General features: G+C 60.9%; 17 protein-coding genes. 8 read left to right on the top strand and 9 right to left on the bottom strand.

Features of this window, described 5'->3' with window-relative positions; all coding sequences use genetic code 11:
• The first annotated feature begins 16 nt into the window (after positions 1–16).
• A complete protein-coding gene (locus AC1DD5_RS15300) occupies positions 17–985 on the top strand; it encodes an alpha/beta hydrolase (protein WP_477522013.1) in 969 nt (322 codons plus the stop codon).
• Between the two features lie 95 nt (positions 986–1080).
• On the top strand, positions 1081–1569 hold the full coding sequence (locus tag AC1DD5_RS15295; RefSeq protein WP_442006459.1) for a pyridoxamine 5'-phosphate oxidase family protein: 489 nt from the start codon (positions 1081–1083) through the stop codon (positions 1567–1569).
• A gap of 45 nt (positions 1570–1614) precedes the next feature.
• Here the strand turns inward: AC1DD5_RS15295 and AC1DD5_RS15290 are convergent, their stop codons facing one another.
• Both AC1DD5_RS15290 and AC1DD5_RS15285 read right to left on the bottom strand, forming a co-directional pair.
• Complete coding sequence (locus AC1DD5_RS15290) at positions 1615–3300, bottom strand: SulP family inorganic anion transporter (protein WP_477522012.1); 1686 nt, start codon at positions 3298–3300, stop codon at positions 1615–1617.
• Positions 3297–3677, bottom strand: a complete 381-nt coding sequence (locus tag AC1DD5_RS15285; protein ID WP_477522011.1) for an ArsR/SmtB family transcription factor — start codon at positions 3675–3677, stop codon at positions 3297–3299. Before AC1DD5_RS15285 ends, AC1DD5_RS15290 begins: the two co-directional genes overlap by 4 nt.
• A 305-nt stretch (positions 3678–3982) precedes the next feature.
• Here AC1DD5_RS15285 and AC1DD5_RS15280 point away from each other — a divergent pair, with 305 nt between their 5' ends.
• Positions 3983–5713: a CocE/NonD family hydrolase gene (locus AC1DD5_RS15280; protein ID WP_477522010.1), complete on the top strand. Its 1731-nt coding sequence runs from the start codon at positions 3983–3985 to the stop codon at positions 5711–5713.
• 162 nt (positions 5714–5875) lie between these two features.
• Positions 5876–6502: a TetR/AcrR family transcriptional regulator gene (locus AC1DD5_RS15275; RefSeq protein ID WP_477522009.1), complete on the top strand. Its 627-nt coding sequence runs from the start codon at positions 5876–5878 to the stop codon at positions 6500–6502.
• 46 nt (positions 6503–6548) lie between these two features.
• Here AC1DD5_RS15275 and AC1DD5_RS15270 read toward each other — a convergent pair whose 3' ends face one another.
• The 7 genes from AC1DD5_RS15270 to AC1DD5_RS15240 all read right to left on the bottom strand — a co-directional run bounded on the left by AC1DD5_RS15270 (position 6549) and on the right by AC1DD5_RS15240 (position 14329).
• Positions 6549–7331 (bottom strand): SDR family oxidoreductase, encoded by a 783-nt coding sequence (locus AC1DD5_RS15270; RefSeq protein WP_477522008.1) that lies wholly within the window; start codon positions 7329–7331, stop codon positions 6549–6551.
• Positions 7332–7343: 12 nt separating this feature from the next.
• Complete coding sequence (locus tag AC1DD5_RS15265) at positions 7344–8126, bottom strand: enoyl-CoA hydratase/isomerase family protein (protein WP_477522007.1); 783 nt, start codon at positions 8124–8126, stop codon at positions 7344–7346.
• Positions 8123–9760: an AMP-binding protein gene (locus tag AC1DD5_RS15260; RefSeq protein ID WP_477522006.1), complete on the bottom strand. Its 1638-nt coding sequence runs from the start codon at positions 9758–9760 to the stop codon at positions 8123–8125. The genes AC1DD5_RS15265 and AC1DD5_RS15260 overlap by 4 nt, the downstream gene beginning before the upstream one ends.
• A 203-nt stretch (positions 9761–9963) precedes the next feature.
• Positions 9964–11424 (bottom strand): MFS transporter, encoded by a 1461-nt coding sequence (locus tag AC1DD5_RS15255; RefSeq protein ID WP_477522005.1) that lies wholly within the window; start codon positions 11422–11424, stop codon positions 9964–9966.
• A gap of 240 nt (positions 11425–11664) precedes the next feature.
• Positions 11665–13035, bottom strand: a complete 1371-nt coding sequence (locus tag AC1DD5_RS15250) for an MFS transporter (RefSeq protein WP_477522004.1) — start codon at positions 13033–13035, stop codon at positions 11665–11667.
• Positions 13036–13249: 214 nt separating this feature from the next.
• Positions 13250–13618: a VOC family protein gene (locus AC1DD5_RS15245; protein WP_477522003.1), complete on the bottom strand. Its 369-nt coding sequence runs from the start codon at positions 13616–13618 to the stop codon at positions 13250–13252.
• 39 nt (positions 13619–13657) lie between these two features.
• Positions 13658–14329: a GntR family transcriptional regulator gene (locus tag AC1DD5_RS15240; RefSeq protein ID WP_431115068.1), complete on the bottom strand. Its 672-nt coding sequence runs from the start codon at positions 14327–14329 to the stop codon at positions 13658–13660.
• Positions 14330–14481: 152 nt separating this feature from the next.
• On the opposite strand from AC1DD5_RS15240, the gene AC1DD5_RS15235 reads away from it, so the two are divergent.
• The 4 genes from AC1DD5_RS15235 to AC1DD5_RS15220 all read left to right on the top strand — a co-directional run.
• The gene (locus tag AC1DD5_RS15235) at positions 14482–16698 is read left to right on the top strand and encodes an alpha-ketoacid dehydrogenase subunit alpha/beta (protein ID WP_477522002.1); all 2217 of its coding nucleotides are present in this window, start codon (positions 14482–14484) and stop codon (positions 16696–16698) included.
• 27 nt (positions 16699–16725) lie between these two features.
• A complete protein-coding gene (locus AC1DD5_RS15230; protein WP_477522001.1) occupies positions 16726–18033 on the top strand; it encodes a 2-oxo acid dehydrogenase subunit E2 in 1308 nt (435 codons plus the stop codon).
• A 61-nt stretch (positions 18034–18094) separates the two neighbouring features.
• On the top strand, positions 18095–19780 hold the full coding sequence (locus AC1DD5_RS15225; RefSeq protein WP_477522000.1) for a thiamine pyrophosphate-dependent enzyme: 1686 nt from the start codon (positions 18095–18097) through the stop codon (positions 19778–19780).
• Between the two features lie 63 nt (positions 19781–19843).
• Positions 19844–20406, top strand: a 563-nt coding sequence (locus tag AC1DD5_RS15220) for an aldehyde dehydrogenase family protein (RefSeq protein WP_477521999.1), incomplete at its 3' end; no start/stop codon positions are given.

Raw genomic sequence — 20406 nt, 5'->3', positions numbered from 1 at the left:
ATCAGACAGGAACACCATGACTAAGCAACCCTTCAACCCGGAACTCCGGGCCGCGAGGTTCCTCCCCCGCACCATCATCACCCCTCGAACGCTTCCCACGCTCCGTGTCCTCACCAAGCTCACCGGAAGCACTCGGCGGACGGACGCGCAAGTCATTTCCGTAAACGAGGACGTGTCGGTACACGTCTTCCGGCCAGCTTCCGCCCGCCCCGGGACTCCGGCGTTGCTGTGGATTCACGGCGGAGGAATGGTGCTCGGCGACGCGGCCCAGGACAGCCGCTTTTGCCGCCGGGTCGCAGATCAACTGAACATCGTCGTCGTCTCCGTGGAGTACCGGCTCGCACCCGAACACCCGTTCCCGACTCCCCTGGAAGACTGCTACGCCGCACTGCAATGGCTCGCCCGCCAGCCTGACATCGACGCCGGACGCATCGCCGTCGGCGGCCAGAGCGCCGGCGGCGGTCTGGCCGCCGCGCTGGCACTACTGGCACAGGAACGCGGCGAAATTCGTCCGGTCCTGCAACTGCTGTCGTACCCAATGCTTGACGACCGGACCATCTCCCGCACAGACATCGACGCGAAGCACCTTCGCATCTGGAGCCCGGGTAGCAACCGATTCGGCTGGCACGCCTATCTCGGCCAAGCAACCGCGAACGGCGACGTGTCTCCGCTGGCCGCGCCGGCCCGCTACAACGATCTCTCCGGTCTACCGCCCGCATGGATCGGCGTCGGCACCAACGACCTCTTCTACGACGAGGACGTCACCTACGCCCGGCGACTGCAGCAGGCCGGCGTCGAATGCACCCTTCGCGTGGTGCCAGGCGGCTACCACAACTTCGACTCCATGGAACCGAAAACCGACATCTCCAGGGCGTTCGTCCAGGCCCAGATCACAGCACTGGACGAGGCGCTCTATGGTCCCCGAACGGTCGATTTTCCGCCTGCCCATGGCGCCGAAATTTCCGGACCGCTCCGGGATTGGTAAACGGCCGGAACCTGGCCATTGAACAGCACCGGCCCACAAGGCATTGTTGGAAGCGACAGCTCCGGAACCAACCAAAGGAAGATGTGACGTCTGAGATGAATGATTCCCCAACGCTGGACGACGGAACCTCTGAAGGTCATGACTCGTCGCTGTCCTTTAACGAGTGCTGGAATTTGCTGGCTGCGGCGACAATAGGCCGCCTTGGCCTGGTGGTGGATGACCACCCCGAAATCTTCCCGGTCAATTACGTTCTCTTTGACCGTCACATCGTTTTCCGCAGCAGCCCCGGACGGAAACTGTGGGGAGCAATGGCGTCCAGGCCCGGGGTTTTGGAAATCGATGGGTACGACGCCGCGACAACGGAAGCCTGGAGTGTCGTCGCCCGCGGTGAAACAATTCTCATGACAGATCCCGACGAGACAGCGAAGGTCGATGCGCTGGGACTTGAACCATGGCAACCTGGCCCCAAGGATAACTACATCCGACTGGTACCCCGCGCCCTGACAGGCCGGCGGTTCAAGGTCAACCCACCCGACGTGTGGCAAACCAAAACAAATGATGCCCGACGTGCCTCATTCGAATAGATCCTCAGTGGACAGGCCTTCTCAGGCCGGCGAAGGGGTTCATGATCATTGATCGGACCGTCGTCCTGGAGGTGCGCCGGCTTGCTCCGCGGCGCGGGCGGCCATCGCCCGGGCGACATGACTCCGCGCGTGCTCGACGGCCGGGGCCAGGTCCTCGAACAGGTGTTTGTGGTGGCGTAGGGATTCCAGCACTCCCACCCGCGTGACCAAGGCAAGGTGCCGGGCCTGGATTCCCTTGATCAACACTGTGATTCCGCGCCGTTCCAGTGCATTGACGATGTCGGTGATGACCCTCGCCCCAGTAGCATCCAGGACTTGGAGTTGGGACATGCGGATAATGACTGCGTCAACGTTGCGGATAGCACTGACGCGTTCCAGAACACGCTCGGCGGCGCCGAAGAACAACGCCCCATCCAGTCGAAACACGGCAATGTGTTCATCCCCGTCTTGGACAGGACCGGGAATTTCCTCACGGTGCACGCCGCTGGACTTGACCATCGTGCGCAGGGCAAAGAAGGACGCGACGGCGATGCCGATGGCCACGGCCTGAATCAGGTCAAAGGACACGGTGATCACGGCAGTGACAAAGAAAACGACAGCGTCTGCCCGCGTGGACCCGATCACACTGCGCAGGGTGGCCACGGAAACCATGCGGGTGGCGGTGATCATCAGGACACCGGCCAAAGCAGCGAGCGGAATCCGCGAGACTGGACCCGTAGCAAGGTAGACAACGGCCAGCAGGACTACGGCGTGGATGACGGCGGACAGTCTGGTCCGGCCGCCAGAGCGGATGTTCACTGCTGTGCGGGCGATGGCACCGGTGGCAGGCATACCGCCGAAAAACCCGGAGCAGATAGAGGCCAGGCCTTGGCCCAGGAGTTCGCGGTCCGCATCATAGGGACCGGTGTCAGAGATCGAGGCGGCGACCCGTGCAGAAAGCAGTGACTCGATCGCAGCCAGCGCTGCGATCGTTGCGGCCGGGGCTGCCAGCGCTGCCACAGTGCCCCAGTCAAGGGCGGGGGCGACTGGGGACGGCAGCGCGCCAGGAAGTGCGCCGATCCTCGCCACCGGAAGGTCCAGAACCTGGGCAGCGACGCTGGCCACGATGATGGCGAGGAGGGAACCGGGAATTTGCGGATGGATCCGGGGTGCTGCGACCATGATCACGGCGACGAGTACCACCAGGACCACGGGAGCCCAGACAGCGGCCAGCGACGTCGTCGCCAGTCCCTGGACAGCCGAGACGGCCGCGTTGCTGCTTGACCCGGCGTGCACTCCGAACGCAGCGGGCACCTGCTGGAGGAAGATGATCAGCGCGATGCCCAGTGTGAATCCTTCGATCACCGGCCAGGGCAGCAAGGTCACCACGCGGCCGAGTTTAAGGACACCAGCGACGATGACGATGGCCCCGGCAAGGACCGACACCGCCGCCAACGCGCCGATGCCGTGAGCTGCGATAACCGGGCCCAGGACAACCACCATGGCGCCGGTCGGCCCGGATACCTGAATATTGGACCCACCAAAAACAGCCGCAACAATTCCGGCGATCACCGCGGTAATCAGTCCACTGGCCGCTCCGGCCCCGGAGCTGACTCCAAAAGCCAGAGCCAATGGCAGCGCAACGATTCCAACGGTAAGCCCGGCAACGAGATCCCCCTTCCACGACCGGGGAAGTTCCGCATAGTCCCGCCAGGACGGCAGCAGCGCCCGGGCCGCGCGAAGGGCGGTCATCGCGGGGCGCCGGAAGGGGCTGACGCAGAAAGGGTCGCCGTCGAATGTTCAAGCTGCTCGCGGGTGTTGTTCAGCATGTCATGTAGCAGTTGCCGGGCCACCGCCAACAGTTCTGCGACCTGCGGGTAGGCCAGGGAATAGAACATTTGCAACGCCCGGCGTTCAGCGGTGACAAGGTGGTAGCGGCGCAGCACGGACAGGTGTTGGGACAGGTGGGATGCTTCCAGACCAGTCTCGGCCAGCATGTCGGTCACCGATACCTCCGGAGCTGCGCTCAGCAACTCCAAGACCCTGATCCTGACTGGATGCGCCAAGCCTTTGAAGAGGTTGGCCTTCACCTCATACAGAGGCGCCCGGAAATCTGAAAGTTCATCCATGCTTGCCTCTCGCCCCATGATGGGAGCCGCCTGACTGATTGATGGTTTCATCATTCAGTGTAACAGCGGTAAGCAAACTGCCTGCGCCCCAGCCAAATCGCCCCTTGCACTCCTCATGCTTTGTGATACGTTTTAAGGGTAATTCGTATCAAATATCGTACCCGCGTCGGCATTGATCTCCCCCTGCTTCAGCCGCTGACGCCATGCCTCACCCAAGGCACACTGCTACACATTAACGCTGACCAAGCGGACACAGCTAAGGCTTACGCCAGCGCTGATCGTTCGAGTTCTCAAAGGAGAGACTCATGAAGCACATTTATGAACCTAACGTCACGATGGCATTGCGGGACGGAGTGACTCTGGTTGCCGACATCTGGCGCCCGCTCGAGGGAACGGCGCCGACGCTGCTCGTGCGGACACCGTACAACAAGCGAATGCCATATATGTACGGCGGTCAGGGATCGCCGCACCCCGGCCTGATTGCACTAGTGAACGCTGGCTACGCGGTCGTCTTTCAGGACGTGCGCGGCACGTACGGTTCCGAGGGAGTGTTCGAGCCCAAGATCAACGAGATCGCTGATGGTCAGGACACGGTGGCGTGGATCATCAGGCAAGGCTGGTCCGACGGCGCGGTCGGCATGTACGGGGGCTCGTACATGGGTATGACCCAGTGGGCCCTTGCCATCAAGGAAACGCCCGGTTTGAAAGCCATCGCCCCAACGACCGCAGCCACGGACTGGTACTCAGAACTCTGGTACTCCAAGGGTGGTGCCCTGTCTTTGAGCCTTGACACCCTGTGGAACGCCATGATGTATGCCGGCGAAGAACAACGGGACCTCGCAAGCGGCAAGACGACTGACCCGAGCGCGTTGATGCGGCTCGGCGGCTCACTCCTGAACCCGCTGTCACTCAACGATGACACTCCGGTTGCAGATTTGCCCGTGATTGGGAAGGGGCGGTGGTTCGACGATTGGCTGGCCCATCCCGACTTCGACGGCTACTGGGCCGCCCAGGACTGGTCCCCCCTGGTCAGTTCGACGACCGTCCCAATATTGGCCACCGGCGGCTGGTACGACCTCAAGATCAACGGAACGGTCTCCGACTTCGTCCGTGTCCGCACCCAGGGCGCGTCGGAGACGGCACGTGAGGACTCCCGCCTGATTATCGGGCCGTGGGAACACGCAAGCTTCACGGGGCAGTTTGCCGATCGGTACTTCGGGATCCTTGGCGCTGGCGATGCCACAGAGTCGCATATCGCCTTCTTCGACCAGGTACTTCGCGGCTTGACACCCGAATCCGCCGCCCCCAGGGTGCGGATCTTCGTCATGGGCATTGATCAATGGCGTGATGAGCAGGATTGGCCGCTCCCCGACACGTCCTACACGGATTACCACCTGCATAGCGGCGGGTCGGCCAACACCCGCCACGGCGATGGCACCCTCAAGTCCGCGGCATCCTCGATGGCGGGCCACGACGAATTCCAGTACGATCCACGGGATCCACTGCCCACCGCCGGTGGCGCCCTTCTTCCGAGTGTGCCGGGATTGGTAGGACCAGTTGACCAGAAGGTTGTGGATGGCCGATCCGACGTCCTTTGCTACACCGGACCCGTCCTCGAGGAGCCCATTGAAGTGACCGGCCACGTGGAGCTCAAGGTGTTCGTCTCTTCAAGCGCCGTGGACACGGATATCACCGCCAAACTCGTTGACGTCTTCCCCGACGGACGCGCAATCAACCTCTGCGACGGCATCCTGCGTCTGCGCTACCGGAACGACCTGTCGAACCCCGCGCCCCTGACCCCCGGTGAGGTTTACGAGGTGACCGTACCGATGGCGGTGACCTCCAACGTCTTCCTGCCCGGTCACCGCATCCGACTCGATATTTCCAGCAGCAACTTCCCCCGCTACGACCGGAATACGAACACCGGAGGCTTTATCGCCCAGGAGTCTGTGGATCAGGCGGTCGTAGCGACCAACCGGATCATGCACGGATCCGAACATCCCAGCCGACTCGTCTTGCCCGTCATCAACCGCTAGGAACCGCCCGAGCCCCGGCCGTCGTCGAACATTTAACGTTCGACGACGGCCGGTGGACAGTTTGGGAGGGCACGGCGGCAAGCCGAGGCGCCAAGGAAGAACTGAGGTGTACGGGACATGATACGTTCGTACTCCCAAGTTCAGACAAGGAGGGCTCGTCACATGATGCCTCAAGGTGCCACGTCGGCAATGGGCCGCGCCCGTCGATCCCGGAAGACCGACGACGGGTCCAGGAGCCAGGAATTACTGGTGGAGCTTGAGGCTCTCTTTTTGGCTGAGGGATTCAGCGGTTTGACGATCGAGGAGCTCTGCAGCCGGCTTCGATGCTCCAAAACTACGCTCTACTCAGTGGCCAGCAGCCGCGAGCAGATCATCCAAAAGGTTACAAGGCACTTTTTTGAACGGTCTACCAAAGCCATAGAGGCTGGAATTACCGCTGTCGAGGATCCCGCAGACCGGATAATTCGCTATCTTGCGGGTGTCGGCTCCGCCATGAGTCGTAATTCGCGCGCCTTCTACCTCGACATGATTACTTACGAGCCAACCGCGGCGATCTATCGGTTGAATTCCCGTGCCGCTGCCCGAAAAGTTCAAGGCATGATCGAAGATGGTGTGGCCTCGGGAGCGTTCCGGGCCGCAGATGCAGCCCTGGCTGGTCAAGCCATTTCTTTGCTGATTGACGGTGTGCAGTCCGGCGAGCTCCTGGAGGCGACGGGACTGACTGCAGGTGAGGCGTTCACGGAAATCGGCGAGCTCGTCATCCACGGATTGACGGCTAAGCCCCAGTAATTATGCGGGGAAGGTGGGCGAGCACCTTCCCCGCATCGGGGTCTGTTCAGCGTATGGAGGACCCGATCGAGATGCCTCCGTCAACATCGAGAACCACACCTGTGATGAATGCCGCTCCCTCGGAGCCCAGAAAGGCTGCTGCTTCCGCGATGTCCGAGGGGTCACCCGTGTGCATCATCGGGACCTTATTGATGAGGAGGTTCCGTGCTGCATCGTTCATTGATGCAAGCATGGGCGTCTCAATGAGCCCGGGAGCGATGGCGTTGGCAGTTATACCGTCACGTGCCCCTTCCAAGGCAAGCGTTCTCGTCAGCCCCACCACGCCAGCTTTGGCCGCTACATAGTTGGACTGTCCGAAGTTACCTCTCCAGGACATCGACGAAAACGAGATGATTCGGCCATAGCGGCGTTTCCGCATCCCCGGGAATACGGCACGGGAGCAGTAAAAAGCACCTTTCAGACTGACGTCCAGCACGTCGTCCCAGTCCGCGTCGCTGATTTTCTCGATGCGATTGTCCCGGATGATCCCAGCGTTGTTCACCAGCACATCGACTGCTCCCAGGGTTTGTTCCACTTCCGAGATCCATCCATTCACCGTGGACGAGTCCGTCACGTCAACCACATTCTGGCTGACGGTGGCGTCGCCGTGGACCTGGATCTGGTTCATGGCCTCGCTGAGCAATACGTCGTTGACGTCGGCCAGCGCCAAGGAAGCACCCTCCGCTGCAAAGCGGCTGGCCATAGCCAATCCCAGGCCTTGGGCAGCCCCTGTTATCGCCACGGTCCTGCCTATATATCGGCCGGTCACCGGGGTCTTGTGGGTTTTCAAGGCGTGTGTCTCCTACTTTTGGTTGAGCCTGCGTGCTGCCAGGAACTGGCGGAGCGCATCTGGAACATTGTTGTCACGCCAATTGGCCTGGAATGCTGCGAGTTCCAGATCAAGGGCGTCTGAATCGTCGAGTTCGACAATCGACGCAAGCAGGTTTTTGAGATTCTGCTGCGCCGGCGAGTCCCTGGCGGCGAGCTGGGCAGCGACCTCGGCGGCCCTCAGGTGCAACTGCTGATATGGCACCACGTCATGCAGCCAGCCAGTTGGTCGCAATGCTTCCGCTGTCATGGGCTGACCGCTGAGGTGCATCCACCGTGCCGGGCTCTTTCCAACAGCGCGCTCCAGACGAACGCTGGACCCTGCCCCGGGCGTCAGCTTATTGTTCAGGTGTCCGTCGCCGACCAGTGTTCCTTCAGCAGCAATGACGACGTCGCAGGCTAAAGCGAGTTCAAGACCGCCGGCGATTGCGTGTCCGTGGAGAGCTGCAACCCAGGGCTTGGGGCTTCGCTCTATAGTCGTGACGACGTTCGAAAGTCGTTTGAGGAATTCCACCACGCCGGCTTCGCTTTCGTCCTCAAGTGCAAGGAAATGCCGGAAATCCCCGCCAGCACTGAAACTTTTGCCTTTCCCGGCCAGCACGACGACGGCCGTCCCTGGATCATGGGCGATATCGTCGACTTGAGCGGCCAAGGCGTTCGCTAAGGCGCCATTGAGAGCGTTGCGCTGGGCTGGGCGGTTCAGGAAGAGCCACCGGACCGCTCCCCGTTGTTCGACTTGGAGATGCTGGGACGTCACAGCTGCCCTGCCTTCTCCACCTCGGAACGTCGCTGCTGCCTCAAGACATAGCGTTGGATTTTGCCGCTGGGTGTCTTCGGAAGCTCTTGGATGAAGTGGATGGATCGGGGGTATGCATGAGCGGCATAATGGTTTTTCACAAATCCTTGAAGATCCTGCCGAAGGGCGTCAGACGGCTCCCACCCATCACTGAGTACGACGTAGGCTTCCAGCACTTCTCCCCTATCCGCGTCGGGAGCGGCGATCGCAGCGCTTTCGGCGACGGCCGGGTGTTCGCTGAGCATCGATTCGATCTCAAACGGGCCGATCCGATAGCCGGCCATGATGATGACGTCGTCATCGCGGGATGCGAAATGGAATGCTCCATCAGCGTCCCGATGGCCGAGGTCGCCCAAGAGATAGAAGCGCCCATCGCGGGTGAATCGCGATGCTGTCTGCGAGGGGTCCTGGTAGCTTCGGAATGTCATCGCTGGACTCTTCGCGACATCGATTGCCACCCGGCCCATCACGCCCGGCGCGAGTTCCATGGCTTCGTCTTCACCAAGCACCGTCGCCGCCCATCCGGGAAGCGGGTAGCCCATGGATCCCGGGACAACCTTGCGGGCGATCGCGGGGTGGTGGACGTTGCCGAAGACCATACCAACTTCTGTCTGGCCGAAGTGGTCGTGGACCTCCAGGCCCAACTGTTCCCCTGCCCATACGTTGACCTCCGGCGTGAGCGGTTCACCCGCACTTGACAGGCGCTTCAGACGGGTGCGCGATGGGAGGACCGGGAAATGAGTGCCTAGCGCCCGGTATACGGTGGGGGCCGCCGTCAGGTTTGTGACTCCCAGGTTCTCGATGATTTTCCATGCAGCAGTGGGCTCAAAGGCTCCGGCCTGCAGGATCGCCCCCGTCCCATTCGCGAGCGGGGCAACGATTCCGGCATATAGGCCGTAGGCCCATCCAGGGTCCGCTGCGCACCAATACACGTCGTCGCTGGCGACTCCGAGCCCGTATTTAAGGTAGCTGTGCCATCCTGCCGCCTGTCGCAGCGGGTGAATGACACCTTTGGGGGAACCCGTTGTGCCGGATGTGAACATGTGGACGAGCGGGCCGTCGGGACCCTGAACAAAAGTCTCCAAGTCATTGGAGGAAGCGGTAGCCAGCAACGTTTGGTAGTCAACATCTTCGGGCTCGCTGGCTCCATCGACAACGACGACCTTGATGGGGCTCCCCGTGAGGTCCGGAAGCTTCCCGCGTTGGGCTGTGTCCGTAATAACCAGGCCTACCTGTGCCGTATGGATCCGAAATTCGACGGCTTTGCCTGCAAAGGCGGTAAACAACGGTACGTACACCGCGCCCAGTCGCCATACCGCAAGCATTGTGGTCACGAGTTCGGGGCCCTTGTGGAGAAGAGTGGCGACGCGGGTGCCAGGCTGCACTCCGAGGTCGCGAAAGCCGTTGGCAAGCCTGATCGATTCGTTGTGGAGTTCGCCGTAAGTGACCGCTTTTGCCGCTCCGTTGTCTTCGACTACCGTGTAGGCCGTTGACTCCGGATCATGGCGGTCGCAGAGAAGCCAGGCAGCACACGCACTTTCGTCCACATAGGGGCCGCTGATATCGGTGAAGAGGTCTACGTCCAATGTGATCACCCTTGATCTGTTGAGTACGTTTTTTGGTACGTTCGTATCGTAGATCGAATCATAATATTTGTCGAGTGCCTGGACGGCCTGCACGTTCCTTGCCGCTGGGGTTCCCACGATCAGGAGCACACGTTAAAAGCAAAGACCCCCTCGACGAGGGGGCCGGGCGCTCAGCGCAAGAATTTGATTCGGGCCTATACAGCGACTCGTTCCTAACCAGATGAAGAGGCCGCCCTGGCCTCGGCCGATGCCTCGAGTGTGTTGCTTTCGCCCTTGACCGAGGGCATGGCGATAACGGCGACCACAGTGAGTATGGCGCTGACCAGCACGGCGATGAATACAGCGGTAGATGCCGTCACGATTGTATGGGGATCAGAATCTCCGCCGGGAACGCGGGCGTATATCGCGTTCGCGACAGCCCCGAAAACGGCGACGCCGACAGAGCTGCCGATCGAACGTGCAAAAAGATTGGTACCCGTAACTACGCCTCGCTCATTCCATTCGACACTGGTTTGGGCGGCAATGAGGCTCGGGGTCGCCACCAGCCCCAGGCCAAGCCCGACGACGAAGCAGCCCGCAGCCACCACAAAAATGTTGGGCGCAGGCGCAGTGAGAGCAAGAACAGCTGTACTCAAGACCGTGATCGTGACACCAATCAGGGCGGTCTTCCGGAACCCGATGCGGAGATAGAAACGGCCCGCTTGGGATGCACTGATTGGCCAACCGATGGTCAGGGCAGCCAAAGCGAGCCCCGCGATGATTGGGGAGGTCGAGGTGGCTCCTTGAAGGTACGTGGGAACGTAGGAGGTGAGGCCGAACATGACCGCACCGATGCCAAAAGAGGTCATCGCCGTCGTCGCCAGCAGCCGACGGGACACTACCCACGCAGGCAGTATCGGCTCCGTTGCCCTCCTTTCGGCAAGCACAAACGCAGCGAACAGGACAGAGCCGGCAGCAAATATCGCGATACTTATGGGAGAGTTCCAGGCCCATGACTGGCCACCGCCGAGTGCCCCAAGAATGAGCAGGCTCAGGGAAAGTGACAGCAGGCCCGCCCCCAGGAAGTCCACACGGTGCTTGGCCCGCTCAATATTCTCGTGGAACAAGCGAATCAGCATCCAACCCGCCAAGAGGCAAAGTGGAATGTTCACGAAGAAGATCCCACGCCAGATGCCCAGCGAGGCGAACACGCCTCCGGAGGTTGGGCCAACAACCGAGGAAAGGGCCCAAACACTGGCAAGGTAGCCCTGCACTTTAGACCGTTCGGCCACAGTGTAGATATCACCCACGATGGTCATGGCCATCGGCAGGACTGCTCCGGCGCCCAGACCCTGAAGAACCCGGAATGCTATGAGGGCGGGCATGCTCCAGGCTACTCCGCAGAGGATCGATCCGAGCAGGAAGAGTCCGATACCGCAAAGGATAATCGGTTTACGCCCAACCATGTCTGAGAGCTTCGCGTAGACCGGCACCGAGATAGCCTGCGCCAACAGGTAAGCGGAAAAGAGCCAAGGAAAAGACGTGAAGCCGCCGACGTCACCCACAATTGAAGGAACCGCCGTCGCAACAATCGTCGAATCAATCGCCACCAGACCCGTTGCGAGCATCAAGGCGATGAGGATAGGTCCTCGCCGCGACCGAAACCCGACGCCCTCAGAACTCTCTGTCGTCATGAAAACTCATTTCCTTTATCTCCGTGTGCGGCTCGCACGGAAGAATTCTGCGAACTAATGGCAGTGCGATAATTTTTCGCACAGATCCGTTCTTGTTTAAGGCTAGTGCCCGGCCCATGGCCAAGCCATAGCCGTCCGCGTCAACAACCCCCGAATATGCGCCAACCAACTTCTGGTCCGAGCTCTGCCCTGTCCGCGGCAGCGTCCGGGTGGGCAGAGTCGGCGACAGTTGGCTGACGGTCAGTGTGTGAGGTCTCGGCCCTTGGTTTCCGTCAGGAAGAACACACACACTGCTGTGATGACCCCGGCCACCACCAGATAGAGCGCGACGGACCAGGAAGCCAGCGTTGCTGCGTACAGGGCCGTTGCGATCAGTGGCGAGAACCCGCCGCCCAGGGTCTGTCCGAATTGGTAACCCATCGAAGCACCGCTGTACCTGAATTTGGTAGCGAAGAGCTCACTGATCAACGAGGCCAGCGGGCCGTAGATCATACCGGCCAAGACAGTGCCACCAGTCATTGCCACCGTGATCAATACAGGGTTCTTGGTGTCAACCAGGGCAAACATAGGAAATGCCCAGAGAGCGAAGGCAATTCCCCCTGCGAGTATGACGGGTCGACGACCCACCTTGTCGGAGATTGCTGAGCTGACCCAGTCGCTAAGGCCGTAGAAGACGAAAGCGATGGTCAGAGCGATAAGGCTTACCCCCGCGTCAAGCTTGAGGCCGATGGTGATATAGCTGAGCAACCAGGTCACGAGGATGTATGCGAGCGTGCCGAATCCAAAACTGATCCCAGCTGCGAGGAGAAGCTCCTTGGGGTTGGACCTCATGACTTCCAGGATGGGTTTGCGGGTGGTCTTACCTTGAGCCTCTGCGGCTTTGAACACCGGGGTCTCTTTCAGGCGCAGCCGAATAATCAGGCCCGTCACCACGAGGATGATCGACAGCAGGAACGGGACCCGCCATCCCCACGCTTCGAAGGTCTCAGCTGGCATGAAACTCAAAGCGAAGAGCACGCCGGTGGACAGCAGTCCGCCGATCGCGGAGGATGCCGGAATTAACCCTGTATAAAAACCGCGCCTTTCCGGCGGCGCGGTCTCACTCACCATCAGAATGGCACCCCCATACTCGCCTCCGAAGGAGAAGCCCTGCACGAATCGCAGCATCACGAGGAACATGGACGCCCAAAAGCCGATTGCGGCGTAGGTCGGAAGTAGCCCGATAGCAGTGGTTGAAAGGCCTGCGATAAGCAGCATGGCCACCAAGACCCGTTTCCTGCCATGCAGGTCGCCAACATGTCCCGCTACCAAACTGCCAAGAGGCCGGGCAATGAAACCGACGGCGTAGGTGGTAAACGATGCAAGTAGTGCTGCAGTCGGGTCGAAGCTCGGGAAGAACAGTTTTCCGAAGACCAGCGCGGCCACCGATCCGTACAGGACGAAATCATATTGCTCGATGATGTTGCCAACGACGCTACCGGCGACAGTACGGCGCAACAGCTTCTTCTCTTCTGGTCCGAACTTTCTGGTTTCTGCGGGTAGGACGATAGATGCGTCCTTCTCCCCGATCGATTGATTTGTCAGCAGGGCCTGGGACTTCGTCGTCCGCATAAGTTCTCCTGGGTGTTTTCGCCGGCGCAAAAGCGTAGCCGGGTTGCAAGTGGGTCCGGCCTGAAGATTCTCTTCATCGATCAGGTCGGTATGCCGACGCTACTTCGGCCCAACATGCGGCGTCAAGGAAAACTTTCGCGCTAAGTATCAAGCTCTCGTATTGCGATACTTCAGTTTTTGTCTTGGAGCAGTCTCGACCGCAGGGCAACCCTGGTCAAGGCATCCAAAGCCGCAGCGGGGTTTGCGACTCGTAGGCTTTTCCCTGCGGAAAGGACACGAGCTCGAATTGCATCCCCCACGGGGCCAGGAAGTAAACCCAACGCTGCCCCTTGCTCGCGCCGGAGCTCAGGGTCGGGTCCCCAAGCACCTGGATGCCGTGACCCTTGAGGTAGTCGACAGCTACATCGAGGTCCTCTACGTAGAAGGCGAGGTGATGACCTCCGATGTCGCTGTTGCGGGGCTGGTCCAAGCGTTGATCCGGCGAGGAATAGTTGAAGACTTCAAAATTGGATCCATTGAAGCAGCGGTAGAAGCGTATTTCCACCAGCGTTGCCTCCGGATGGACGTTGAGCGTGGTCCGCATCAACACGGGATCCTGTTCTACTTCTCCAGCCGCATGTCTCTAGCGATCAAATATCTCTGGGTGATCAAGCAGCGCAATGCGGGTTTTGCGGACGTGCATCGCCAGCAGTTCCTCTGCAGAGCGGATGTCACGCCGGCGGATTGCTGCCACGAGGAGCCGATGCTCCAAATTCGTGTCTCCGAGCCCCTCGGGACCGATCAGCTGTACGTACGCGCGCCGATAATGCTGGGTGGTATTCCAGAGTCTCTCGACCATCTCCAACAAGGTTGGCATGCCCGCATCCTGAAAACTCAACAGGTGGAACTCCCGGTCGAGTTCAACGAAGTCCTCCACCACCGTGCAATTTTCCATCTGCTCCGCCAGCTCGCTGAGCCGATCCATGGTTTCGGCACTGACGCTGTCAATGGCCTGCCCCAACGCAAGCGGCTCAATCCGTTCGCGAATCAGATACGTCTCCTGGCACTCAGCGAGGTTCATTGAGCTGACCCAGGCACCCGAGGAGGCGACCAGCGTGACGAGACCATGCGATTCAAGAATGCGCAACGCTTCCCGAATCGGCAGCCTGCTCACGCCAAACTCTTCCGCAATCTGCTCCTGGCGGATCCTCGTGCCAGGCGCGAGATCGCCGTCGAGAATCCTCTGACTCAATTCGTTTGCGATGCGCTGACTTGCAGCACCCGACTTCTTCAACAGAACAGCTTCGATGGCCATAGCTACAGCATACGGACTCAGCGGCAATGGATCCATTCGATGATGTTTGGCGTGAAAAACGCGGTCGTATGCATTGCATTGGATCCATTTGCCCCTCTATGGTTGTACGAACGCCTCAAAGCCATTTCACGTTCGCCACCTGGGAGCCATAGATGTCAACCACCACGCCTTTGACCTACTCGACAGAGTGCACAGAGCTGCGGACAACCCGTAAAGACTGGGATGCAGCAGCTCCGGAGTTGCTCGAATCCATGCTGGTGCAGATGCACACCATTCGAATTTTCGAGGAAATTGTCCTGCAGCTGGCAGGTGAGGGCCTCGTACACGGCCCCGCCCACTCCAGCATCGGTCAGGAGGGTGCCGCCGTGGGATCCATTCTGGCGCTGAGGGGCGCCGACGGCGTCAACGGCACCCACCGCGGCCATCACCAATTCCTGGCAAAGGGTCTCGCCTACCTGTCCCCGAACGGTATGTCGATTATTGACGGGATAAAGAACGACCAAGTCACGGAGTTCATCCGACGAACGATGTCCGAGATTTTGGGTCTCAAAGCCGGTTTCAGCGGTGGTCGGGGCGGCTCAATGCACCTGCAGTGGCTTGAGGCCGGAGCATTGGGTACGAACGCCATTGTGGGTGGCGGAGTGCCGCTTGCCGCAGGCAATGCCTGGGCACAGCGCCATGACGCAGAAGTCCACGACGGCGGCGGGCCGGCTGGCGGCATGGGCGTCACGGTGACCTATTTCGGCGATGGCGCCTCAAACATAGGCTCGACATTGGAGACGCTGAATCTTGCCGCTGCCTGGCGCCTGCCACTGTGCTTCTACATCGAGAACAACCTGTATGCCGTTTCGACCCATGTTGCCGACGTGACCGGTGAACCTCGGCTGGCGGCCCGTGGCCCTGGCTTCGGAATCAGATCCTGGCGCGTGGACGGGATGGATCCCCTCGCCGTCTACCTTGCCCAGAAGGCAGCCGTGGATCACATGCGCGCGGGCAAGGGAGCAACCCTCATCGAGGCGGAAACCTACCGCTATTTCCATCAGAACGGCCCGTTCCCCGGTAGCGCCTTCGGCTACCGGACGAAAGAGGAGGAGAAGCAGTGGCGCGATCGCGACCCGCTGGCCAAGCTGGCCGTCGAGATGACCCGGCGCGGGCTCCTCACCGATGAACAACTGAGCGATCTCACCTCGCACATCACAGAGCACATCACCCGGATTGTGGACGGAATTACGGAGAAGGACCCGGAAAGCACCAAAGGCGCCCGCCGCATCCGCCCGACGCTTTGGCCCGATCCCACAGGGGTGGACACGGACATCAGGAGCGAACCTGCGCTGACAGGATCAACCTCCGGAGAAGGCACCGAAACCGGCACCGAGGAGCGCCGCTTCGTAGATGCAATTGCAGATGTACTGGGGCGCCGGATGGACGTTGATCCGGGTGTGTTGGTCCTGGGCGAGGACGTTCACCGGCTCAAGGGCGGCACCAACGGGGCAACCCGCGGGCTGAGGGACGCCTATCCCGACCGGGTCCTTGGGACGCCTATCAGTGAGAACGCCTTCGCAGGCCTGGCAGGCGGACTGTCCATGACAGGGCGCTACAAACCAGTTGTTGAGTTCATGTACTCGGACTTCCTGTGGGTCGCCGCTGACCAGATTTTTAACCAGATCGGCAAGGCACGGCACATGTTCGGCGGCCAGTCCGCGATGCCCGTGGTTCTGCGCTCCAAGGTTGCAATGGGAGCAGGTTATGGCTCCCAGCATTCCATGGACCCGGCAGGTATCTTCGCCAACAACCCGGGCTGGCGAATCGTAGCGCCGTCAACTCCGCACGACTACATCGGCCTGATGAATACTGCGCTGGAACTCCAGGACCCGGTGCTTGTGCTTGAGCACGTCGACCTCTACGGGACCAAGGGAGACATACCCGCTGGAAATCTCGACTACCAGTTGCCCGTTGGCAAGGCTGCCGTGCGTCGCGCAGGCGAAGGCGTCACCGTACTGAGCTACCTGAACATGGTGGACGTTTCCCTCCGGGCTGCCGGGCAGCGAATGGATCTCGATCCCGAAATCATTGATCTCCGGTGGCTTGACCGAGCCTCCCTGGACTGGGACACGATCGGCGCCTCAATCCAGAAAACCAACAACGTCCTGATCGTCGAGCAAGGCGCCCGGGGCACCTCATATGGCGGCTGGCTGTCCGACGAGATCCAACGCAGATTCTTCGACTACCTCGACCAGCCCGTTCAAAGAGTTACGGGCAGGGAAGCGGCGCCGAGCATATCGAAAGTCCTTGAGGCTGCCGCCAATGCCGATATCGACGACGTCCTTGCCGGCTTTGACGAAATAGCCCGCAACCTCGGCCGTTCCTGAACCGGCTCCCATCAAAGGATATTCACCATGGCAACCATCATCACCATGCCGGCCGTCGTCGCAGACGCCACCGAAGCAGCCCTCCAGGACTGGCTCGTGAAAATAGGCGACACGATCGCCGCCGGACAGCCCATCGCCGAAATTGAGACTGAAAAGGCCACTGTTGAGCTACAGGCTGAGTTTCCGGGCACCATAGGAAGGCTGTTAATACAGCCGGGAACTTCCGTAGGTGTCGGTGAGCCCATTGCCGTGCTCGTGGAAGCCGGGGAAGATGAGGCGTCCATCGACAAGCAGATCGCCTCCGCTGGCGGCGCCTCGCACAGCATTGCAGAGCATCTAGTTCCGGAGGACACTGAAGCCCCAACAACCCGGGATCCGCGGCGTGGGGCTCCGGACTCCAGCCCTGAAGCGTCCAGCAAGAATCAAGGACCGGGCTCGCGCATCTTCGGGTCACCCCTGGCCCGAAAGCTCGCAAAAGAAATGGGGATAGACCTCTCAGCATTGGAGGGTTCCGGACCCAACGGCAGGATTCTGCGCGGCGACGTTGAAGCTGCCGGAAGGCATCAAGCAGTGGGGCCACAGCCCGTCCCCAGGGTGCAAGAACCCGCTCCCGCTCCCCCGATGGCTTCATCGCAGACGGGAGCGCAAAACTTCCAGGACGTACCACTCTCCGGCATGCGCAAGGCCATTGCCAGGCGGCTGACCGAGTCCAAGACCAGCGTTCCCCATTTCTATGTCTCCATTGACGTCGAAATGGACGCGCTCCTGGCCTTACGCAAACAGATCAATCAGGACATGCCCGCCCAGGGACAGAAAACGACCGTCAACGACCTCGTGCTGAAAGCCCTGGGAGGCGCCCTCGTGGACGTGCCCGCTGCAAATGCTTCCTGGCAAGGTGAAGCCATCCGCCGTTATTCCACAGTCGATGTCTCTGTGGCCATCGCGACCACGGATGGCCTGCTGACACCGGTGGTCCGCGGCCTGGAAAACCTCTCCCTCAGCTCTGTGGGCAGGCTGATGGGTGACTACAAAGAACGTGCCGCCGCCGGCCGGATCCGGCAGCAAGAACTCGACGGTGGGTCCTTCAGCCTCACGAACCTGGGCATGTATGGAACACGTGAGTTCTCGGCCATCCTGAACCCGCCCCAGGCAGGGATCCTGGCCGTCGGTGCGGCGGAACAGCGCGCCGTGGTGCGCTCCGGCCAGTTGGCAGTTGCCACGGTCATGAGCTGCACCCTCTCCGCAGACCACCGTGTTATCGACGGCGCGGTGGCAGCCCAGTTGCTGGCTGCATTCAAGGCGCGCATAGAGAACCCGCTCAGCATTCTCCTGTAGTCCATCCATCGACTTAAACCTGTTGCGCAATGACGCGGCATCCATCGAAAAGGTCCTATCCATGACTCAAGTAACAGCCGAGCCCGACGAATTGCAAGAGGCCGTGCTGCAGCCATCCCTCAAGTCCGCGGGCCATGTCATCGTTGATACGCTGGCCGCCCATGGCATCAAGCGGGCGCATGTGGTGCCGGGCGAGAGCTTCCTTGACGTTCTTGACGGGCTCCACGGCTCCCCCATCGAAACCATCGTTTGCCGCCATGAGGGTGGAGCCACATACATGGCCGAGGCTGATGGGAAGATGAACCAGCTGCCCGGGATCGCAATGGTTACCCGTGGACCCGGCGCTGCCAATGCCCATGTTGGACTGCATACAGCGTGGCAGGACTCAACGCCCATGGTTCTGTTCGTGGGGCTGATCCCCTTCGCCCACAGGGATCGCGAGGCCTTCCAGGAATTCGATATTAAGGCCTGGTTCGATACGGGCGCGAAGCGTGTGATGGTCTTGGACCACGCGGCACGCGCTTCCGAAATCGTTGCCGAAGCCTTGTTCGCGGCGATGAGCGGACGGCCTGGGCCTGTCGTCGTCGGCCTTCCCGAAGACGTTATCCGTCAGCAGATCCCCGCCGAACTCCATCCAGCCATCCCAGTCGCCACCGGCGGAATGACCACCGTGGACGCGGCCGCGCTGGCCGATGCGCTGGCCGCATCCAGCAAGCCACTGTTTGTGACGGGTGGGAACGACTGGACCCAGGAAGGCGCCGACCAGCTCACGCGCTGGCTGGAAAAGCATCACATCCCGGCTGCGGCTGAATGGCGCACCGAAGGCACCATCCCCTTCGATTCGGCGTCCTACGTAGGCCCCATCGGCTACGGCAGGCCCCGCCCCACCTATGATCTGCTGGAAGAAACCGACCTGCTGATCTTTGTGGGCACGGTTCCCGGGGATGTTATTACCAACGGATTCCTCTGCCGCCAGGACTGGGCAAAAAAGAACTTCCTTGTCACCATCGACCCCTCGCTCCGTGGCCGCTCGGGTCCGGTCTCCTACCAAATCCTGGCCAAACCGGACGTCTTTATCCGTGACCTGGCAAAGATAGATCTTCCCGTCAAGGATGAATGGGTGAACTGGACGTCGAAAATGCGCGGGGAGCAGGAAGCCTTCGCCAGCCTGCCCCCGGCGACGCCCTCGGCTGGCCCCGCACGGATGGATACACTGATGGCCAACCTCGTCCCCACGCTACCTGCTGACGCCATGGTGACCCTCGGTGCCGGGGAGCACACCAACTGGGCCCATCGCTACTTCCCCACCCAGCGGTATGCCTCGATGATCAGTGCCCGGAACGGTTCCATGGGCTACTCGGTCCCCTCCGCCATCGCCGCATCCCTGGAATACCCAGGCCGGCGTGTGGTGACCATTGCCGGTGACGGCGAATTCCTGATGAATGGCCAGGAACTCGCGACAGCCGCCCAATACGGCGCCACTCCCTTGGTCATCGTCATGGACAACCAGGAGTACGGCACCATCCGCACCCACCAGGAACGTCACTACCCGGAGCGGGTGTCAGGGACCCAGTTGAAGAACCCGGAATTCGCGCTCATGGCGCAGGCCTTCGGCGGCTTCGGGATCAAGGTGGAACTTGATGCTGACATTCCTGCAGCCATCAAGGCTGCTCTGAAAGCCATAGACGAGGACCGCGTGTTTGCGCTCATCCATCTGGTGGTTGAGCAGAGAGTCAAAGCCTACTAACCACCCATCAGCCATCGGCTCACTTGAGCCGCTCAAACCCTCAACTTTTAAGGACTTCCCTTCATGACAGTTTCTGCGCTTTCCCCTGCCGTTTCATCTGAACGCGAACCTACGCTGCTCGCGTCCGTGCCTACCGGTTTGTTGATCGGTGGGCAGTGGCGGGATGCGTCCGACGGCGGGACGTTCGATGTGCACGATCCCGCCACTGGGGAGGTGCTCGCCACGCTCGCCTCGGCGACCAGCGCCGACGCTGTGGCCGCGTTGGACGCGGCCGACGCCGCCCAGGCCTCTTGGGCGCGGACCGCGCCCCGGGTCCGGGCCGAGATCCTGCGCCGTGCCTTCGATTTGGTGACTGAACGGGCTGAGGACTTCGCTTTGCTGATGACCCTGGAAATGGGCAAGCCCCTGCCCGAAGCACGCGGCGAGGTCAGCTATGGTGCTGAGTTCCTGCGTTGGTTCTCCGAAGAAACGGTCCGTGACTACGGCCGTTACCTCACCACGCCCGAGGGCAAGAACAAGATCCTGGTCCAGCACAAACCCGTCGGACCCTGCCTGCTGATCACCCCGTGGAACTTCCCGCTGGCGATGGCCACCCGCAAAGTCGCTCCCGCTGTCGCGGCAGGCTG

It is taken from the genome of Paenarthrobacter sp. 10L420, assembly GCF_056395385.1.
The sequence above is the reverse complement of the archived record's forward strand: the minus strand, read 5'-3'. Positions and strand labels throughout refer to the sequence as shown.

Bases quoted from the DNA above. Each gene is read 5' to 3' on its own strand.
- AC1DD5_RS15300 (WP_477522013.1), top strand. From the start codon at position 17: ATGACTAAGCAACCCTTCAACCCGGAACTCCGGGCCGCGAGGTTCCTC.
- AC1DD5_RS15295 (WP_442006459.1), top strand. From the start codon at position 1,081: ATGAATGATTCCCCAACGCTGGACGACGGAACCTCTGAAGGTCATGAC.
- AC1DD5_RS15290 (WP_477522012.1), bottom strand. From the start codon at position 3,300: ATGACCGCCCTTCGCGCGGCCCGGGCGCTGCTGCCGTCCTGGCGGGAC.
- AC1DD5_RS15285 (WP_477522011.1), bottom strand. From the start codon at position 3,677: ATGGATGAACTTTCAGATTTCCGGGCGCCTCTGTATGAGGTGAAGGCC.
- AC1DD5_RS15280 (WP_477522010.1), top strand. From the start codon at position 3,983: ATGAAGCACATTTATGAACCTAACGTCACGATGGCATTGCGGGACGGA.
- AC1DD5_RS15275 (WP_477522009.1), top strand. From the start codon at position 5,876: ATGATGCCTCAAGGTGCCACGTCGGCAATGGGCCGCGCCCGTCGATCC.
- AC1DD5_RS15255 (WP_477522005.1), bottom strand. From the start codon at position 11,424: ATGACGACAGAGAGTTCTGAGGGCGTCGGGTTTCGGTCGCGGCGAGGA.
- AC1DD5_RS15250 (WP_477522004.1), bottom strand. From the start codon at position 13,035: ATGCGGACGACGAAGTCCCAGGCCCTGCTGACAAATCAATCGATCGGG.
- AC1DD5_RS15245 (WP_477522003.1), bottom strand. From the start codon at position 13,618: ATGCGGACCACGCTCAACGTCCATCCGGAGGCAACGCTGGTGGAAATA.
- AC1DD5_RS15240 (WP_431115068.1), bottom strand. From the start codon at position 14,329: ATGGCCATCGAAGCTGTTCTGTTGAAGAAGTCGGGTGCTGCAAGTCAG.
- AC1DD5_RS15235 (WP_477522002.1), top strand. From the start codon at position 14,482: ATGTCAACCACCACGCCTTTGACCTACTCGACAGAGTGCACAGAGCTG.
- AC1DD5_RS15230 (WP_477522001.1), top strand. From the start codon at position 16,726: ATGGCAACCATCATCACCATGCCGGCCGTCGTCGCAGACGCCACCGAA.
- AC1DD5_RS15225 (WP_477522000.1), top strand. From the start codon at position 18,095: ATGACTCAAGTAACAGCCGAGCCCGACGAATTGCAAGAGGCCGTGCTG.